General features: G+C 64.9%; 17 protein-coding genes. 14 read left to right on the top strand and 3 right to left on the bottom strand.

Annotation, left to right across the window (positions count from 1 at the left end; genetic code table 11):
- Complete coding sequence (locus BGK68_RS11350) at window positions 1-417, top strand: nuclear transport factor 2 family protein (protein ID WP_075257183.1); 417 nt, start codon at window positions 1-3, stop codon at window positions 415-417.
- On the opposite strand, the gene BGK68_RS11355 is transcribed toward BGK68_RS11350, so the two are convergent.
- Window positions 414-1,130 (bottom strand): MgtC/SapB family protein, encoded by a 717-nt coding sequence (locus tag BGK68_RS11355; RefSeq protein ID WP_075257184.1) that lies wholly within the window; start codon window positions 1,128-1,130, stop codon window positions 414-416. The genes BGK68_RS11350 and BGK68_RS11355 overlap by 4 nt on opposite strands.
- A 36-nt stretch (window positions 1,131-1,166) precedes the next feature.
- On the opposite strand from BGK68_RS11355, the gene BGK68_RS27455 reads away from it, so the two are divergent.
- The 8 genes from BGK68_RS27455 to BGK68_RS11390 all read left to right on the top strand — a co-directional run bounded on the left by BGK68_RS27455 (window position 1,167) and on the right by BGK68_RS11390 (window position 9,157).
- Window positions 1,167-1,460, top strand: a complete 294-nt coding sequence (locus BGK68_RS27455) for a hypothetical protein (RefSeq protein ID WP_143433023.1) — start codon at window positions 1,167-1,169, stop codon at window positions 1,458-1,460.
- Window positions 1,420-2,304 (top strand): helix-turn-helix domain-containing protein, encoded by an 885-nt coding sequence (locus BGK68_RS11360; protein WP_075257185.1) that lies wholly within the window; start codon window positions 1,420-1,422, stop codon window positions 2,302-2,304. Before BGK68_RS27455 ends, BGK68_RS11360 begins: the two co-directional genes overlap by 41 nt.
- Window positions 2,305-2,481: 177 nt before the next feature.
- The gene (locus BGK68_RS11365; RefSeq protein WP_013233092.1) at window positions 2,482-3,390 is read left to right on the top strand and encodes an ABC transporter substrate-binding protein; all 909 of its coding nucleotides are present in this window, start codon (window positions 2,482-2,484) and stop codon (window positions 3,388-3,390) included.
- A 66-nt stretch (window positions 3,391-3,456) separates the two neighbouring features.
- A complete protein-coding gene (locus tag BGK68_RS11370) occupies window positions 3,457-4,971 on the top strand; it encodes a sugar ABC transporter ATP-binding protein (protein ID WP_075257186.1) in 1,515 nt (504 codons plus the stop codon).
- On the top strand, window positions 4,961-5,947 hold the full coding sequence (locus BGK68_RS11375) for an ABC transporter permease (RefSeq protein ID WP_075257187.1): 987 nt from the start codon (window positions 4,961-4,963) through the stop codon (window positions 5,945-5,947). Before BGK68_RS11370 ends, BGK68_RS11375 begins: the two co-directional genes overlap by 11 nt.
- 52 nt (window positions 5,948-5,999) lie before the next feature.
- Window positions 6,000-6,731 carry an SDR family oxidoreductase gene (locus BGK68_RS11380; protein ID WP_075257188.1) on the top strand — a complete coding sequence of 244 codons (732 nt, stop codon included), beginning with the start codon at window positions 6,000-6,002 and terminating at the stop codon, window positions 6,729-6,731.
- A gap of 39 nt (window positions 6,732-6,770) precedes the next feature.
- Complete coding sequence (locus tag BGK68_RS11385) at window positions 6,771-8,417, top strand: FGGY-family carbohydrate kinase (protein WP_075257189.1); 1,647 nt, start codon at window positions 6,771-6,773, stop codon at window positions 8,415-8,417.
- Window positions 8,418-8,431: 14 nt separating this feature from the next.
- Window positions 8,432-9,157, top strand: a complete 726-nt coding sequence (locus BGK68_RS11390; RefSeq protein WP_075257190.1) for an SDR family oxidoreductase — start codon at window positions 8,432-8,434, stop codon at window positions 9,155-9,157.
- 123 nt (window positions 9,158-9,280) lie between these two features.
- Here the strand turns inward: BGK68_RS11390 and BGK68_RS11395 are convergent, their stop codons facing one another.
- Window positions 9,281-9,496, bottom strand: coding sequence for a glycine zipper 2TM domain-containing protein (locus BGK68_RS11395; protein WP_006465163.1), 216 nt, complete (start codon window positions 9,494-9,496; stop codon window positions 9,281-9,283).
- Window positions 9,497-9,746: 250 nt separating this feature from the next.
- On the opposite strand from BGK68_RS11395, the gene BGK68_RS11400 reads away from it, so the two are divergent.
- The 3 genes from BGK68_RS11400 (at window position 9,747) to BGK68_RS11410 (ending at window position 11,621) form a co-directional block, all read left to right on the top strand.
- Window positions 9,747-10,826 carry an alpha/beta fold hydrolase gene (locus BGK68_RS11400; protein WP_075257191.1) on the top strand — a complete coding sequence of 360 codons (1,080 nt, stop codon included), beginning with the start codon at window positions 9,747-9,749 and terminating at the stop codon, window positions 10,824-10,826.
- A gap of 226 nt (window positions 10,827-11,052) precedes the next feature.
- Window positions 11,053-11,343, top strand: coding sequence for a CopG family ribbon-helix-helix protein (locus BGK68_RS11405; RefSeq protein ID WP_267889708.1), 291 nt, complete (start codon window positions 11,053-11,055; stop codon window positions 11,341-11,343).
- Window positions 11,331-11,621: a type II toxin-antitoxin system RelE/ParE family toxin gene (locus BGK68_RS11410; protein WP_075257193.1), complete on the top strand. Its 291-nt coding sequence runs from the start codon at window positions 11,331-11,333 to the stop codon at window positions 11,619-11,621. The genes BGK68_RS11405 and BGK68_RS11410 overlap by 13 nt, the downstream gene beginning before the upstream one ends.
- A 16-nt stretch (window positions 11,622-11,637) precedes the next feature.
- Here BGK68_RS11410 and BGK68_RS11415 read toward each other — a convergent pair whose 3' ends face one another.
- On the bottom strand, window positions 11,638-12,651 hold the full coding sequence (locus BGK68_RS11415; protein ID WP_075257194.1) for an AraC family transcriptional regulator: 1,014 nt from the start codon (window positions 12,649-12,651) through the stop codon (window positions 11,638-11,640).
- A 79-nt stretch (window positions 12,652-12,730) separates the two neighbouring features.
- On the opposite strand from BGK68_RS11415, the gene BGK68_RS11420 reads away from it, so the two are divergent.
- Both BGK68_RS11420 and BGK68_RS11425 read left to right on the top strand, forming a co-directional pair.
- On the top strand, window positions 12,731-13,999 hold the full coding sequence (locus BGK68_RS11420; RefSeq protein ID WP_075257195.1) for an MFS transporter: 1,269 nt from the start codon (window positions 12,731-12,733) through the stop codon (window positions 13,997-13,999).
- 211 nt (window positions 14,000-14,210) lie between these two features.
- Window positions 14,211-14,831, top strand: a complete 621-nt coding sequence (locus BGK68_RS11425) for a glutathione S-transferase family protein (protein WP_075257196.1) — start codon at window positions 14,211-14,213, stop codon at window positions 14,829-14,831.

Consider the following 14,831-nt stretch of genomic DNA (forward strand, 5'->3'; position numbering starts at 1 on the left):
ATGAGCCACCTGGACCAATTGCTGCAGTGGTATGGCGCGCTGGAGCGCAGCAGCCTGGAACGCATCGGCGAATTCTATGCGCCCGAGGCGATCTTCAAGGACCCCTTCAACGACATCAAGGGTCTACGCTCGATCCGCCGCATCTTCGAGCACATGTTCGAGACCACGGACGATCCGCGTTTCGTGATCCTGGAGCACATGGGGCAGGGCGATCAGGGGTTCGCCACCTGGCGCTTCGAGTTCCGTCTCAAGGGACGTTTCTATACCGTGCTGGGGGCCACGCATTTCCGCTTCGATCAAGCCGGCCTGGTCACCGAGCATCGTGATTACTGGGACGCCGCCGAAGAGCTGTGGCAGAAGCTGCCGCTCATCGGCGGGCCGGTGAAGTGGCTGCGAGGGAAGTTCCGCGCCGCTTAGTCGGTCGTACTCGGACTCCAGAACGCCTGCTTCACCGCCGGCAAGGCCAGCAGGCGCTCCACCAGCGCGTCGAGCTCATCGCCATCCACGGAGGTGGCGGCCAGCGTGGCTTCGATCTCCACTTCGTCGTCGGTAAAGGGCCGCACCTCCAGGTCGTGGGTGGGATGGCGGCTCTGTTCCAGCATGTCGGTCACGGCGGTGAGCACGCGCTTCTGGTGCGCGCTTTCCACGATCAGGTGCAGGGTATTGGTCACTTCCACCGAAGGCACATCCAGCGGCTTGCGGTTGATGGTGTTGACCACCGGGCGCAGCAGTGTATTGGCGGCCAGCACGAAGATGGTGGCCAGGATGGCTTCCAGGATCAGGTCCGCGCCAGCCGCCGCCCCCACCGCAGCCGAGCCCCACAGGGTGGCCGCCGTATTGATGCCGCGCACATTGCCTTCTTCGCGCATGATCACGCCCGCGCCCAGGAAACCCACCCCCGACACCACATAGGCCACCACATGCACCGCCCCCTCGTGGCCGGCCAGGCGATTGGCCATGTCCACGAAGACGGCAGCGCCCAGGGCCACCAGCACATTGGTGCGCAGGCCGGCAGTACGTTGCCGGTACTGGCGTTCCAGACCGATGAGGCCGCCCAGGATGAAGGCGGCGGTCAGGCTGATGAAGGTGTCCAGCAGGGAATTGAGGTTGATGTTGTTGAGGATTTCCATGGGTTCCGGCAGATCTTGTTGCAATGGGATGGCGCAATGGTGCGCGATGATGCCGCATCAATGCAACAGGCACATGACAAATCCACGGATGCCGGGCAGCAGGTGTTGGTGGTGGGCATCATCTGGCGATTCTCATCGCGTGATTGCGCAAAAAAGTATCAGCCGGGCCGCTCTGATGATGTAGAGATCGCCGCCACAGGCGCACTAAGATGCTGCAAACGGGAGAAACTGCAAAAAGCCATTCCGCAGTTTTCCACGACAAAAATGCTCTCGATCGAGAGGAGACACGATGCAGCCCGACCTGGAACTGGTCCATATCCGCAAGGGTGAATCCTTTGCGGCATGGATGCACGGCTACCCCTTCCGTACCGTGCGCTGGCATTACCATCCGGAATACGAGATCCATCTGGTGGTGGCGACCTCGGGACGCTTCTATGTGGGCGACCACATCGGTGACTTCGCCCCCGGGCAACTGGTGATGACCGGCCCCAACCTGCCGCAGAACTGGATTTCCGATATCGCTGCCGATGAGATGGTGCCGGTGCGCTCGCTGGTGATCCAGTTTCCCGAGCAATTGGTGGATCAGTGCGCGGCCAGCATTCCCGAAATGGAAGCGATCATGCCCTTGCTGGAACGCAGCCATCGCGGCTTGCTCTTCGATGCCGCGACCAGCGACACGGTGCGCCCGCTGATGCAGCGCCTGATCGACCAGCGCGGCCTCAAGCGCCTGGCGCTGTTCTGGGAACTGCTGGACGTGCTGGCCAATGCTCCCGAACCGGAAGTGCTGGCCAGCCTCTCCTACAAGCTCGACCTGTCGGGCGTGAACAGCAGCGGCCTCAATCGCGCCATCGCCTACCTGCGCGAACACCTCACCGACGACATCGGCGAACAAGACCTGGCCGATATGGTCGGGCAGAACCTGAGCAGCTTCTCGCGCGCCTTCAAGCGCCATACCGGGACCACCCTGGTGCGCTACAAGAACCAGCTGCGCGTAGACCTGGCCTGCCTGGCCCTGCTGACGCGGCCGCAGGCGCGTATCACCGATATCTGCTACGAGACGGGGTTTTCCAACCTGTCCAATTTCAACCGGCATTTCCACAAGATCAAGGGCATGTCGCCCTCGGAGTTCCGCACTACCTTTGCCAGCAATGGACTGTTTGCAGCTACCGGGTAGCTGCAGCCACATCCAGAAATAAATAATTCAAATCATTTAAATCATTTTCCTTTTACGGAAAAACGCATTCAGGAAAGTCCCCGCTTTCCGGAACAGGACAGGTGTTGCCTGTCGCCCCCCAACGAGCCATTCCGCCGTCGAGCGAACGACCCACCACCAACAACAATGGAGACTGCAATGAAGAAAGCACTGATCGCACTGGCCCTCACCACACTGGCTGCCGCCCCGGCGATGGCGCAGGAGGTGAGCAAGCTCAAGATAGGCATGAGCTTCCAGGAAATGAACAATCCCTATTTCGTCTCGATGAAGAAGGCCCTGGACGAGGCCGCCAAGTCCCTGGGCGCCAAGGTGATCGCCACCGACGCGGCCCACAACGTGGCCAAGCAGATCGCCGACATCGAAGACATGCTGCAACAGAACATCGACATCCTGCTGATCAACCCGACCGATTCGGCCGGCGTGGAGGCGGCGGTGAAGGCGGCCAAGGCGCGCAACGTCATCGTGGTGGCGGTCGATGCCAATGCCTCTGGCCCGGTGGACATGTTCGTCGGTTCCAAGAACAAGGATGCCGGCTACCAGTCCTGCCGTGCGCTGGCTGACGCCATCGGCGGCAAGGGCGAGGTGGCCATCCTCGACGGCATTCCGGTGGTGCCCATCCTGCAGCGGGTGGAAGGCTGCAAGCAAGCCCTGGCCGAGTACAAGGACATCAAGCTGGTGGCCACCCAGAACGGCCGCCAGGACCGCTCGGTAGCGCTGGGCGTGGTGGAGAACATGATCCAGTCGCGCCCCAATCTGAAGGGCATCTTCTCGGTCAATGACGGCGGCGCGATGGGTGCGCTGGCGGCCATCCAGGGCAGCGGCAAGGATATCAAGCTGACCTCGGTGGATGGCGCGCCCGAGGCGGTCAAGGCCATCGCCGACGGCGGCCCCTTCGTCGAGACCACGGCCCAGTTCCCGCGTGACCAGGTGCGTGTGGGCCTGGCCATGGCGCTGGCCAAGAAGTGGGGCGCGCGCGTGGTGCCCAAGGAAGTGCCCATCGATGTGATGCCGGTGACCAAGAAGAACGCCGCTGGCTTCAGCTGGTAAGACGCGGGCGCGGCGGCTGTCCGGCGATGGCGGGCCGCGCCTTTCATTTTCCTGATGGAGGCAGCCATGCTCCAACTGACTGGCATCAAGAAGAACTTCGGCCCGGTGACGGTGCTGCGCGGGGTGGACCTCGAGGTGCGCGCTGGCGAAGTGCATGCCTTGCTGGGCGAGAACGGCGCGGGCAAGTCGACGCTGATGAAGATACTGTGCGGCATCGTCCGGCCTGACGCCGGCGAGATCCGCATCGACGGCCAGCCCTGCCGTTTCGACAGTTACCGCGCCGCCATTGCGGGCGGGGTGGGGGTGGTGTTCCAGGAGTTCTCGCTGATCCCCTATCTGGACGCGGTGGACAACATGTTCCTGGCGCGCGAGCTACGCAGCCGCTGGGGTTGGCTGCAGCGCGCCGCCATGCGCCGGCGGGCGCAGGAGATCATCGCCCAGCTGGGTGTGGCGATTCCGCTTGATGTGCCCGTGTGCAAGCTCTCGGTGGCGCAGCAGCAGTTCGTGGAGATCGCCAAGGCGCTGGCCCTGGACGCCCGCATCCTGGTGCTGGACGAGCCTACCGCCACGCTGACCCCGGCCGAGGTGGAGCATCTCTTTGCGGTCATGCGCGGTCTGCGGGCGCAGGGGGTGGCGATCATTTTCATCTCGCACCACCTGGAAGAAATCTTCGAGATCTGCGACCGCATCACGGTGCTGCGCGATGGCGCCTACGTGGCCACCTGCGCCACCGCCGAGGTGGACCAGGCGCGGCTGGTGGAGATGATGGTGGGACGGCGCATCGAGAATTGCTTCCCGCCCAAGCCGGCCAAGGGTGTTGATAGTGATGGTGATGGCGAGGTGGTGCTGGAAGTGCATGCCCTGCAGTTGAGACGCCAGGCGCCGGTCTCGCAGTTCCAGTTGCGGCGGGGCGAGATACTGGGCTTTGCCGGGCTGGTCGGCTCGGGCCGCACCGAGACCGTGCTGGCCATGCTGGGCGCGCATGCCGCGCTGAGCTGCAAGCTGTCCATGCATGGCGTGCCGCTGCGCTTTGCCGATCCGGCCCAGGCGCTGCAGGCGGGCATCGGCTTGTTGCCCGAGAGTCGCAAGGAGCAGGGCCTGATCACCAGCTTTTCCATCCTGCACAACGTCTCGTTGAACAACTATGGCAAGTATCGCCTGGGCGGCCTGTTCCTGGACCGGCGGCGCGAGCAGCAGGCCACCGAGGCCGCCATGCAGCGCGTGCGGGTCAAGGCGCCGGGGGCGCAGGTGTGGGTCGATACGCTCTCCGGCGGCAACCAGCAGAAGGTGGTGATAGCGCGCTGGATCAACCACGCCATGAAGGTGCTGATCTTCGACGAGCCCACCCGCGGCATCGACGTCGGCGCCAAGTCCGAGATCTACCAGCTCATGCGCGAGTTCACCGCGCAGGGCTATTCCATCCTCATGATTTCTTCCGAGTTGCCGGAGGTGGTCGGCATGGCCGATCGCGTCTGTGTATTCCGGGGCGGCGGCATCGTCGCCACCCTCGAGGGCGAAGCCGTCAACGCCGAAGAGATCATGACCCATGCCACCACCGGGAGAATCCGCCATGCCGCATGACGCCAACGCATTGCCCGCAGCCTCGCTGCACACCTCCGCCAGCCAGCGCTGGCGCAGCCTGATCCATTCACCGCTGGCGCTGCCCCTGGCGGGGCTGGTGGTGGTATCGCTGCTCATGGGGCTGGCCTCGGACAATTTCTTCACCGTCTCCAACTGGTTCAATGTGCTGCGCCAGGTGTCCATCGTCGGCATCCTGGCCGTGGGCATGAGCTTTGTCATCCTCACCGGCGGCATCGATCTCTCGGTGGGCGCGGCCATGGCGCTGGCCGGCACGATCTCGGCCGGACTCATCGTCAATAGCGGCCTGCCCGCGCCGCTGGCGCTGCTGTGCAGTGTGGGACTGGCCACCTGCATCGGCCTGCTCAATGGCGCACTGGTGGCGTGGGGGCGCATGCCGGCCATCATCGTCACGCTGGCCACCATGGGCGTGGCGCGCGGAGTGGGGCTGATCTATTCGGGCGGCTATCCGATCTCGGGTCTGCCGGGCTGGATCTCGTGGTTTGGCGTGGGTCGCATCGGCATGGTGCCGGTGCCGGTGATCCTGATGCTGATCGTCTATGCGCTGGCCTGGCTGTTGCTGCAGCGGACCGCCTTTGGCCGCCATGTCTACGCCATCGGCGGCAATGAGATGGCGGCGCGCCTGTCGGGGGTGAAGACCACGCGCATCAAGCTGGCGGTGTATGCCATTTCCGGCTTCACCTCGGGCCTGGCTGCGATCATCCTGACGGGCCGGCTCATGTCGGGCCAGCCCAATGCGGGCGTGGGTTTCGAACTGGATGCGATTGCCGCCGTGGTGCTGGGCGGCACCGCCATCGCGGGAGGGCGCGGGCTGGTGGTGGGCACGCTCATCGGCGCGGTGCTGCTGGGCATCCTCAACAATGGCTTGAACCTGATGGGCATCAATCCCTACCTGCAGGACATCATTCGCGGCGTGATCATCCTGCTGGCGATCTATATCGCGCGGGAATGGCGCTGAGCATTTTCATTCCTTTTTTTCATACTCAATTTCATTCACAAGGAGACACGATATGACCCAATCCCTCGCAGGCAAGATCGCCGTCATCACCGGCGCGGCCTCCGGCATCGGCCTGGCCACCACCGAGAAATTGCTGGCCAACGGCGTGACCGTGGTGATGGTGGACTGGAACGCCAAGGCCCTCGACGAACTGGCAGCGCGCCTGGGGCCGCAGGCCATCCCACAGGTGACCAATCTGCTGGATGCCGAGAGCTGCGCGGCGATGGTGCCGGAGATCCTCAAGAAGGTCGATCACATCGATATCCTCTACTGCAATGCCGGCACCTACATCGGCGGCGATCTGGTCGATACCACGCCCGAGGCCATCGACAAGATGCTCAACCTCAACGTCAATGCGGTGATGAAGAATGTCCACGCGGTCGCGCCGCACATGATCAAACGCAAGAGCGGTGACATCATCGTCACGTGTTCAGTGGCCGGACATTTCCCGACCTATTGGGAGCCCGTCTATGCCGGTTCCAAATGGGCCATTACCTGCTTCGTGCAGACCATGCGCCGGCAGATGATCCCGCATGGCGTGCGCGTGGGCCAGGTCTCGCCGGGCCCGGTGATCTCGGCGCTGCTGGCCGACTGGCCCGAAGAGAACCTGCGCAAGGCCAAGGAATCGGGCAGCCTCATCGAACCGTCGGAAGTGGCCGATGCGGTGGAGTACATGCTGACCCGCAACCGCAATGTGACCATCCGCGATATGCTCGTGCTGCCCACCAATTTCGACCGGGTCTGAACCGGCAGGGGGCTTCATTCAGGCAACCAGCGAGGAAAGATGGAGACTTATCTGATCGGCATCGATGTCGGCACCGGCTCGGCCCGGGCCGGTGTGTTCGACCCCCAGGGCCAGTTGCTGGCCAGCGCCCGGCATGACATCGATCTCTTCCGCGACGAGCGCCGCGCGCGCGTCGAACAATCCAGCGCCCAGATCTGGGAAGCGGTCTGTCAGGCGGTGCGCGCCGCCGTGGCCAAGTCCGGCATCGACCCGGCGGCGGTCGCCGGCATCGGCGTCGATGCCACCTGTTCGCTGGTGGTGCAGGGCGCCAGCGCTGGGGTGGGCGATGCCGGCCATCCCGAGCGCGATGTCATCGTCTGGATGGATCATCGCGCACTGGAACAGGCCCAGCGCATCAACCGCATGGGCCATGCGGTGCTGTCCTATGTGGGCGGGGTGATCTCGCCGGAAATGGAAACGCCCAAGCTGCTCTGGCTGAAGGAAAACCTGCCGGAGGTCTATGCCAGCGCCGCCCATTTTTTCGACCTGACCGATTTCCTGACCTGGAAGGCCACCGGTTCGCTGCAACGCTCTTCCTGCACCGTGACCTGCAAATGGACCTACCTGGCCCATGAGGCCGGCTGGGATGCCAGCTATTTCCGGCAGATCGGCCTGGGCGACCTGGCCGAGGCCGGCTTTGCGCGCATCGGCGCAGAGGTGGTGTGGCCGGGTACGCCGCTGGAGGGCGGCCTCAGTCAGACGGCGGCGCAGGCCATGGGCTTGCGGCCCGGTATTGCAGTCGCGGCCGGCCTGATCGACGCTCATGCCGGTGGCGTGGGCACGGTGGCCGCTCGTGGCGGGCAGGGTGATGCGGCGGCCTGCATGGCCTATGTTTTCGGCACCTCTTCCTGCACCATGACCAGCCATGCCGATCCGGTGCTGGTGCCGGGCGTCTGGGGGCCGTACTACAACGCCATGGCACCGGGCATGTGGTTGAATGAAGGCGGCCAGTCCGCCGCCGGGGCCGCCATCGATCACTTGCTGCGCCTGCATCCGGCCACGCCCCAGGCCAGGGAAGAAGCGGCCCGTGCGCAGATGGAATTGCCGCAGTGGCTGGCGCAGCAGGCGCTGGCGGCGGTGGTCCATCCCTCGGAGGCGGTCTGGCTGGCCGGCCAACTGACGGTGGTGCCGGAATTCCTCGGCAACCGCTCGCCGCTGGCCGATCCGCAGGCGCGCGCCGCCCTGCTGGGGCTGGGCATGGAGCACGACATCGACAGCCTGGTGGCGCTTTACGTGGCCGGCCTGTGCAGCCTGGGCTATGGCTTGCGCCAGATCATCGAGGCCCAGGCGGATTGCGGGGTGCGGGTGCAGAGCATCTCGGTCTCGGGCGGCGCGGGCGTACATCCGCTGACGCGCCAGTTGCTGGCCGACGCCACCGGCATGCCGGTGGAAATCACCGCCAGCCCGGAACCAGTGCTGCTGGGTTCGGCCATGCTGGCGGCGGTGGCTGCCGGCCTGCATGCCGATCTGCAGAGCGCCATGCCGGCCATGTCCAGCGTGGCCGGGTGCAGCCTGCCGGCGCAGGGTGACATCGCTGCGCTGCATGCGGCGCGCTACCAGGCCTTCCTCAAGAGCCAGCAATTGGCGCGTGCGCTGCGCGACAGCCTGGCCCCGCTGCTGGCGGCGCATACGCAGGGCCATCATTGACCATGGAGGAACACATGTCATTTGCAGGAAAGACGGTCATCATCACCGGGGCAGGGCGCGGTATCGGGCGTGCCTGCGCGCACTTGCTGGCGCAGCGCGGCGCACAGGTGATCGCGCTGGCGCGTACCGCCAGCGACCTGGCGCGCTTGCAGGAAGCGATCGGTGCGCGTGTCATTGCGGTGGACCTGAGCGACCCGGCTGCCGCGCGGCGCGCCATGGCCGAGGCCGGCAGCGCCGATTTCCTGGTCAACAGCGCTGGCATCAATGTGCTGGAATCGGTGCTGGAGATGAGCGATAAGGGCTATGAAGCCGTACTGGGCGTGAACCTGCGCGCCGCGCTGATCACCTGCCAGGCCTTTGCCCGGATGCGCATCGCCGAAGGCGGCGGCGGGGCCATGGTCAACATCACTTCCATTGCCGGGCATCGCGGCTTTGAGCAGCATCTGTGCTATGCCGCTTCCAAGGCTGGTCTGGAAGGCGCTACCCGAGTGCTGGCGCGGGAGCTGGGGCCGCATGGCATCCGGGTCAATGCGGTGGCGCCCACCATCACCCTGACCGAGCTGGCCGAGGCCGCCTGGAGCGACCCGGCCAAGTCGGGGCCGATGATGGCGCGCCATCCCAGCGCACGCTTCGCCTCGCCCGAGGATGTGGCGCGCAGCATCGCCATGCTGCTCTCGCCGGATGCGGCCATGCTCAATGGGGCGGTGGTGCCGGTGGATGGGGGCTTCCTGGCGGTGTAGCTGACGTGGTCTGGCCGCAAGCTCAGACCACGCAACAAGGGCGGCTCGTCGGCCGCCCTTGTGGTCTTGCTGTATTCATCCAGCCGCATGCCTGCCCGGCCTCAAGGGCCGTGGGCAACTTGCTCAGCGGCCGATCTGGTGACCGATCACGCCACCCACGGCGGCGCCGCCAGCGGTACCGATGCCGCTGCCGCCGGTGAGGATGGCGCCGCCCACCGCGCCGACCGTGGCGCCGATGGCGGTGTTCTTGTCGCGGGTGCTCATGTTGCTGCAGCCGGTCATGGCGGTCAGCGCAATGGCAGTCACGGAAATGGCAGCGATCTTGTGCAGAGTTTTCATGATTTTTTTCCTGATCGTTAAGGATTTTTTACTGGCTTGTTCCTGGAGTGAAGGGTGCTCCCCGATAATCGCCCTTGTAAGCGAAAAACCGGGATAGCTACGGCAATAGACTAGCGTCTTCTCAAAAAGATTCGAGGTTCCACATCTTCGCTTACAGTTGTTACATACTGTCGCCTTTGTTGTCCCTCTGTTACCCTCAGTTGCAGAGGGGCAGGGCAGATTCGATCCAGACCACGACCAGAGAGACTTCATGACCCTGACCTTCCGCCTCCGCCATGTCGCCCGCCTGCTGCTGTCTTCAGCCGCCCTGATGCTATGCAGCGCAGCAACGCAGGCGGCCGGCCCACCCCAGCCGGTGGAGGGCGACTGGGTGGCGCCGCGCTTCCAGTTCCATACCGGCCAGACGCTGGAGAACCTGCGCCTGCACTATGTGACCCTGGGTGACCGCGCCAATCCGGCGGTGCTGGTGCTGCACGGCACCTACCAGAGCGCCCAGGCCATGCTGTCCAAGGACTTCGGCGGCCAGTTGTTCGGCCCCGGCCAGCCGCTGGACGCCAGCAAGTACTTCATCATCATTCCCGACGGCATCGGCGTGGGCAAGTCCACCAAGCCCTCCGACGGCCTGCGCGCGGCTTTCCCGCAGTACAACTATGCCGACATGGTGCTGGCGCAATACCGCATGCTCACCGAAGGCATGGGCATCACGCATCTGCGCCTGATCATCGGCAATTCCATGGGCGGCATGCAGACCTGGATCTGGGGCGGGACCTATCCGGGCTTTGCCGACGGCCTGGTGCCGATGGCCTCGCAACCTACCGAGATGGCCAGCCGCAACTGGATGATGCGGCGCATGCTGGTGGAGTCCATCAAGCAGGACCCGGCCTGGAACAATGGCAACTACACCGTCCAGCCGCCCTCGCTGCGCCTGGCGAACAACATGTTCGTCTTTGCCACCAATGGCGGCACGCTGGCCTACCAGGCCATGGCCGGCAGCCATGCCCAGGCCGACAAGCTGGTCGATGACCGCCTGGCCGCACCGGTGACGGCCGACGCCAATGACTTCATCTACCAGTGGGGTTCCTCGGCGGACTACAACGCGGCGCCGGGATTGTCCAAGATCAAGGTGCCGGTGCTGGCCATCAATTCCGCCGACGATGAACGCAATCCGCCCGAGACCGGCGTCATGCAGGCCGCCTTGAAGGAAGTGCCGAGTGCGCAGTTGCTGCTGATCCCGGCCAGCGCCGAGACGCGTGGCCACGGTACGACCGGCATGGCGCGCTTCTATGTGCGTGAGCTGGAGCAGTTCATCAAGGGCTTGCCGGCCCGCTGATGCGCACGCTGCAATGGCGAGCCGCCTTGGCGGCGCAACGCCAACCTGTTCTTCCAGCGCGACTATCGCACCCGACAAGGCGGGCCGACCCAGTCGGTCGGTCATGTGCCTGCTGGCGCTGGATTTTGTGCAACAGTGAAACTGGTGACCGGTGACCGGTGACCGGTGACGGGCTAGTCGGAAGTATGCTAAGGTAATACCTAGTGCTACTTCACTGGAGGTTATTGTGACTGCTGCTACCCTTCGCCCTGTGGCGATCAAACTTGATGACGATATGAAGACGCGCGTGAGGCGTCTTGCTGAGGCGCGTCAACGTACTTCACACTGGCTGATGCGTGAGGCGATCACGCAATATGTCGTTCGCGAGGAAAAGCGTGAGGCTTTTCGTCAGGAAACACTGAAGGCATGGGAGGATTTTCGGGCCAACGGTTTGCATGTGACTGCTGGGGAGGCTGATGCTTGGCTAGCCCAGTTGGAACAAGGTAATGATATTGAGCCGCCCGCATGTCACGAGTGATCTGGACGCCCCCGGCGCTGCTCAATACGCAGCGCCTGTATCGTTTTCTGGCGGCCAAGAACCTCGACGCGGCTAAGCGTGCAGCAAAGGCCATCCGGGACGGTGTCAAGGTGTTGGGACACCAGGCGGAGGTCGGCCGCCCGGTTGAGGATATGCCTGACGAGTTCCGGGAATGGATCATTGACTTCGGCGACAGCGGTTATGTGGTCCGTTATCGGATCGATCTGGATGAGGTCGTCATTCTCGCAGTGCGGCATCAAAAGGAAGTCGGGTACTAGGCAGTGGTGGCTGCGCTCAGCCCAGCCTGGCCTCGCTGGGCGGATGGCCGATGATGCGCTTGAAGGCGCGACTGAAGGACGCTTCCGAATCGTAGCCCAGGCGATTGGCCACCACCGCGACCCGCAAGCCCTCGCGGGCAATCCAGTGGCGCGCCTGGAACATCTTCACCCGCGCCACATACTTGGCCGGGGTCTCGCCCACGGCGGCAGAAAACTTGTCGATGAAGCTGGAACGCGACGCCCCCATCAGCGCGGCCAGCTCGGCCACCGACCAGTCGCGTTCCGGATGCTGGTGTACCGCCGCCAGCACGCGCCCCACCTGCGGGCAGCGCACCGCCGCGATCCAGCCGCTGGCATCGCTGCAAGCGCATTCCACCCAGCCGCGGATGATGCTGGCGGCCAGCACATCGGCCAGGCGCGCCAGGATGCCGCAGGCGCCGATGCGGTTGAGCGCCACTTCGCGCTCCATCGCATCGAGCAGGGCCAGCACCGCTGGATCGCGCTGGGCCAGGTCGCAGGCGCGCATGGCCTCGGGCATCATCATCAACAGCGGATGCAAGGGGTCCAGGTTGAAGCGCAGCGTGCCGGAAAAGAGCACATGCGACGGTGGCAGCGATGCCGGGTGCGCGGCGGCGTCGGCCAGGCCGTTGCCGCTGTCGTCGATCAGGAAGAGATTGTCCGCCAGCGCCTTGCGCGCCAGCTTGCCGATTTCTACCGTCGGCAGCCCCGGCGCACTGGCCAGCGCATGCGGCGCACCGCGCGGCAGCAGCACGGCGTCGCCCGTATTGAGCTGCAGCCACTCTTGCTGGCCGACCTGCATCCAGCAACTGCCCTGGGCGACGAAATGGAAGGTCGCCTCGCGCCTTGCCGGGAAAGCCACTGCCCAGGGTTCGTGCAACACATAGCGGGCGTATTCGACGCCATCCAGGCGCAGGCCCAGCAGGATCCCGGTCAGGGGATCGACGCCATCGGCAGGGCGCTCCCGGGGCAAGGCCTCCGGGGTTTCCGATAGATTTGGACGAATAGTCATATCTTTGCGAAATATCGGCATGGAAAGTCCAGGTATTTAACCATAGACTGCGCTACCCATGTCATAGAAAGGTTTTCCCATGTCCACCCCCGGCATCATCGAGGCCCCGCTGACCGAGACGGCGGCCTCGGCAACGGCCCCTGCGCCCACTGCCCACAAGGCAGGCCAGGAGGCTCCCGCCAACTGGAGCGGCATCGCCAGCCTGGCGCTGGGCGTGTTCAGCCTGGTCACCGCTGAATTCCTGCCGGCCAGCCTGCTCACCGCCATCGCCACCGACCTGCACGTCTCCGATGGAGCGGCCGGGCAAGCCGTCACGGCCACGGCCATTGTTGGGGCGGTCGCCGCGCCCAGCATTCCGTTGCTGACCCGCAATATCGACCGCAAGCGCGTGGTGCTGATGCTCTCGCTGCTGTTGCTGGTGTCCAATATCCTGGCCGTGACCGCGCCCAACTTGCCGGTGCTGCTAGTGGCGCGCGTGCTGCTGGGCGTGGCGCTGGGTGGTTTCTGGTCGATGGCGGCGGCCTTGGCCATGCGCCTGGTGCCGGATCATCTGTTTGCGCGGGCCATGTCGCTGATCCTCACCGGTGTGTCGGTGGCCACCGTGTGCGCCGCACCCATTGGCGCCTACATGGGCAATCTGTGGGGCTGGCGCAGCGCCTTCGTGGCTGCGGGCGTGGTGAGCCTGGTGGCCATTGCGATCCAGTGGATCGCCATTCCGCGCCTGCCGCCCAAGGATCATCCCAGCCTCAAGGTGTTGGCTGAACTGCTGGGCCGCAAGGATGTGCGGGTGGCGTTGCTGGCGGTGCTGCTGGTGGTGTCGGGGCATTTTGCGGGCTTTACCTATATCCGTCCGCTGATGGAGCAGATCACCCACATGTCGGTGACGACCATCTCGGCCGTGCTGCTCGGCTATGGCGTGGGCGGTTTCTTCGGCAACTTTGCGGGCGGCTTCATCGCCGAACGCAGCGAACGCTACGCCATCGTCAGTGGCGGCGCGCTCATCGCCCTGCTGGCGGCCTCCCTGTGGGTGGCCGGCAGCTCGCCGGTGGTGGCGGCGGTGGCCATTTCGCTGTGGGGCTTTGCCTTCGGCGCCTTCCCGGTGGGCTTCCAGACCTGGATCGTGCGCGCCGCGCCAGACCATGCGGAAGGCGCGGGCGGCCTGCTGGTGGCGGCCTTCCAGGTGGCCATCGCCAGCGGGGCGATTGGCGGCGGCGTGCTGGTCGATCATGTGGGCGCGCTGGGCGGCCCCATCTTCGCGGTCGTGGCCATCACCCTGGGCACGCTGCTGACGCTGCGCTATGGTCCGCGTGGCGGCGGCGCGCCGGTGGCGGGCAATGCGCACTTCTGAGCGGGCAGTGTGATCCTGCCCTGATCGCGTATTGCTGTCCGGCGGCTTCCGGTGCGTTCCCGGAAGCCGCTTTCTTCTTTTGGCATTATTCCTCCCTGTGCAATAAAGAAGTGTCCATGGCGCGGATTCTCTTCATCCGCGCTTGGCTCCACACTGGCGTCACCGTGTCAGGAAACAGTCCTGACCGCGCCAACCCACCAGGAGCCATCTCATGAAGATCCATCACCATCCTCTCTCCGGGCACGCCCATCGCGTCGTCCTGTTCGCATCGCTGCTGGGCCTTGCGGCCGAGCTGGTCGAAGTCGACCTGGCCGCTGGCGCGCACAAGCAGCCGGCCTTTCTGGCCCTCAATCCGTTCGGCCAGGTGCCGGTGCAGGAAGATGGCGAGGTGGTGATTGCCGACTCCAACGCCATCCTGGTCTATCTGGCCAAGAAGGCCGGCCGCAGTGACTGGCTGCCTGAAGATGCACAGGGCGCGGCTGCTGTGCAGCGCTGGCTGTCGGTGGCCGCCGGTGAGCTGGCCTATGGCCCGGCAGCGGCGCGGCTGGTCACGGTATTCGGTGCGGCTTTCAACGCGGACGAAGTGATCCAACGCGCCCACCTGCTGCTGGGGCGCATGGAGCAGCATCTGGCAAAACGCGACTGGTTCGCTGTCGATCACCCCACCATTGCCGACGTGGCGGTCTACAGCTACCTCGCCCGCGCTCCCGAGGGCAATGTCGATCTGCGCGGCTATCCGGGCGTGCAAGGCTTCCTGCAGCGCGTCGAAGTCTTGCCCGGCTTCGTCCCCTTCGCCCAGACCCCGGCTGGCCTGATGGCAGCCCAGGCCTGA

The sequence above is a fragment of the Herbaspirillum camelliae genome, assembly GCF_001929405.1.
Taxonomy (GTDB): domain Bacteria; phylum Pseudomonadota; class Gammaproteobacteria; order Burkholderiales; family Burkholderiaceae_D; genus Herbaspirillum; species Herbaspirillum seropedicae.

Bases quoted from the DNA above. Each gene is read 5' to 3' on its own strand.
- BGK68_RS11350 (WP_075257183.1), top strand. From the start codon at position 1: ATGAGCCACCTGGACCAATTGCTGCAGTGGTATGGCGCGCTGGAGCGC.
- BGK68_RS11355 (WP_075257184.1), bottom strand. From the start codon at position 1,130: ATGGAAATCCTCAACAACATCAACCTCAATTCCCTGCTGGACACCTTC.
- BGK68_RS27455 (WP_143433023.1), top strand. From the start codon at position 1,167: ATGGTGCGCGATGATGCCGCATCAATGCAACAGGCACATGACAAATCC.
- BGK68_RS11360 (WP_075257185.1), top strand. From the start codon at position 1,420: ATGCAGCCCGACCTGGAACTGGTCCATATCCGCAAGGGTGAATCCTTT.
- BGK68_RS11365 (WP_013233092.1), top strand. From the start codon at position 2,482: ATGAAGAAAGCACTGATCGCACTGGCCCTCACCACACTGGCTGCCGCC.
- BGK68_RS11370 (WP_075257186.1), top strand. From the start codon at position 3,457: ATGCTCCAACTGACTGGCATCAAGAAGAACTTCGGCCCGGTGACGGTG.
- BGK68_RS11375 (WP_075257187.1), top strand. From the start codon at position 4,961: ATGCCGCATGACGCCAACGCATTGCCCGCAGCCTCGCTGCACACCTCC.
- BGK68_RS11380 (WP_075257188.1), top strand. From the start codon at position 6,000: ATGACCCAATCCCTCGCAGGCAAGATCGCCGTCATCACCGGCGCGGCC.
- BGK68_RS11385 (WP_075257189.1), top strand. From the start codon at position 6,771: ATGGAGACTTATCTGATCGGCATCGATGTCGGCACCGGCTCGGCCCGG.
- BGK68_RS11390 (WP_075257190.1), top strand. From the start codon at position 8,432: ATGTCATTTGCAGGAAAGACGGTCATCATCACCGGGGCAGGGCGCGGT.
- BGK68_RS11395 (WP_006465163.1), bottom strand. From the start codon at position 9,496: ATGAAAACTCTGCACAAGATCGCTGCCATTTCCGTGACTGCCATTGCG.
- BGK68_RS11400 (WP_075257191.1), top strand. From the start codon at position 9,747: ATGACCCTGACCTTCCGCCTCCGCCATGTCGCCCGCCTGCTGCTGTCT.
- BGK68_RS11410 (WP_075257193.1), top strand. From the start codon at position 11,331: ATGTCACGAGTGATCTGGACGCCCCCGGCGCTGCTCAATACGCAGCGC.
- BGK68_RS11415 (WP_075257194.1), bottom strand. From the start codon at position 12,651: ATGACTATTCGTCCAAATCTATCGGAAACCCCGGAGGCCTTGCCCCGG.
- BGK68_RS11420 (WP_075257195.1), top strand. From the start codon at position 12,731: ATGTCCACCCCCGGCATCATCGAGGCCCCGCTGACCGAGACGGCGGCC.
- BGK68_RS11425 (WP_075257196.1), top strand. From the start codon at position 14,211: ATGAAGATCCATCACCATCCTCTCTCCGGGCACGCCCATCGCGTCGTC.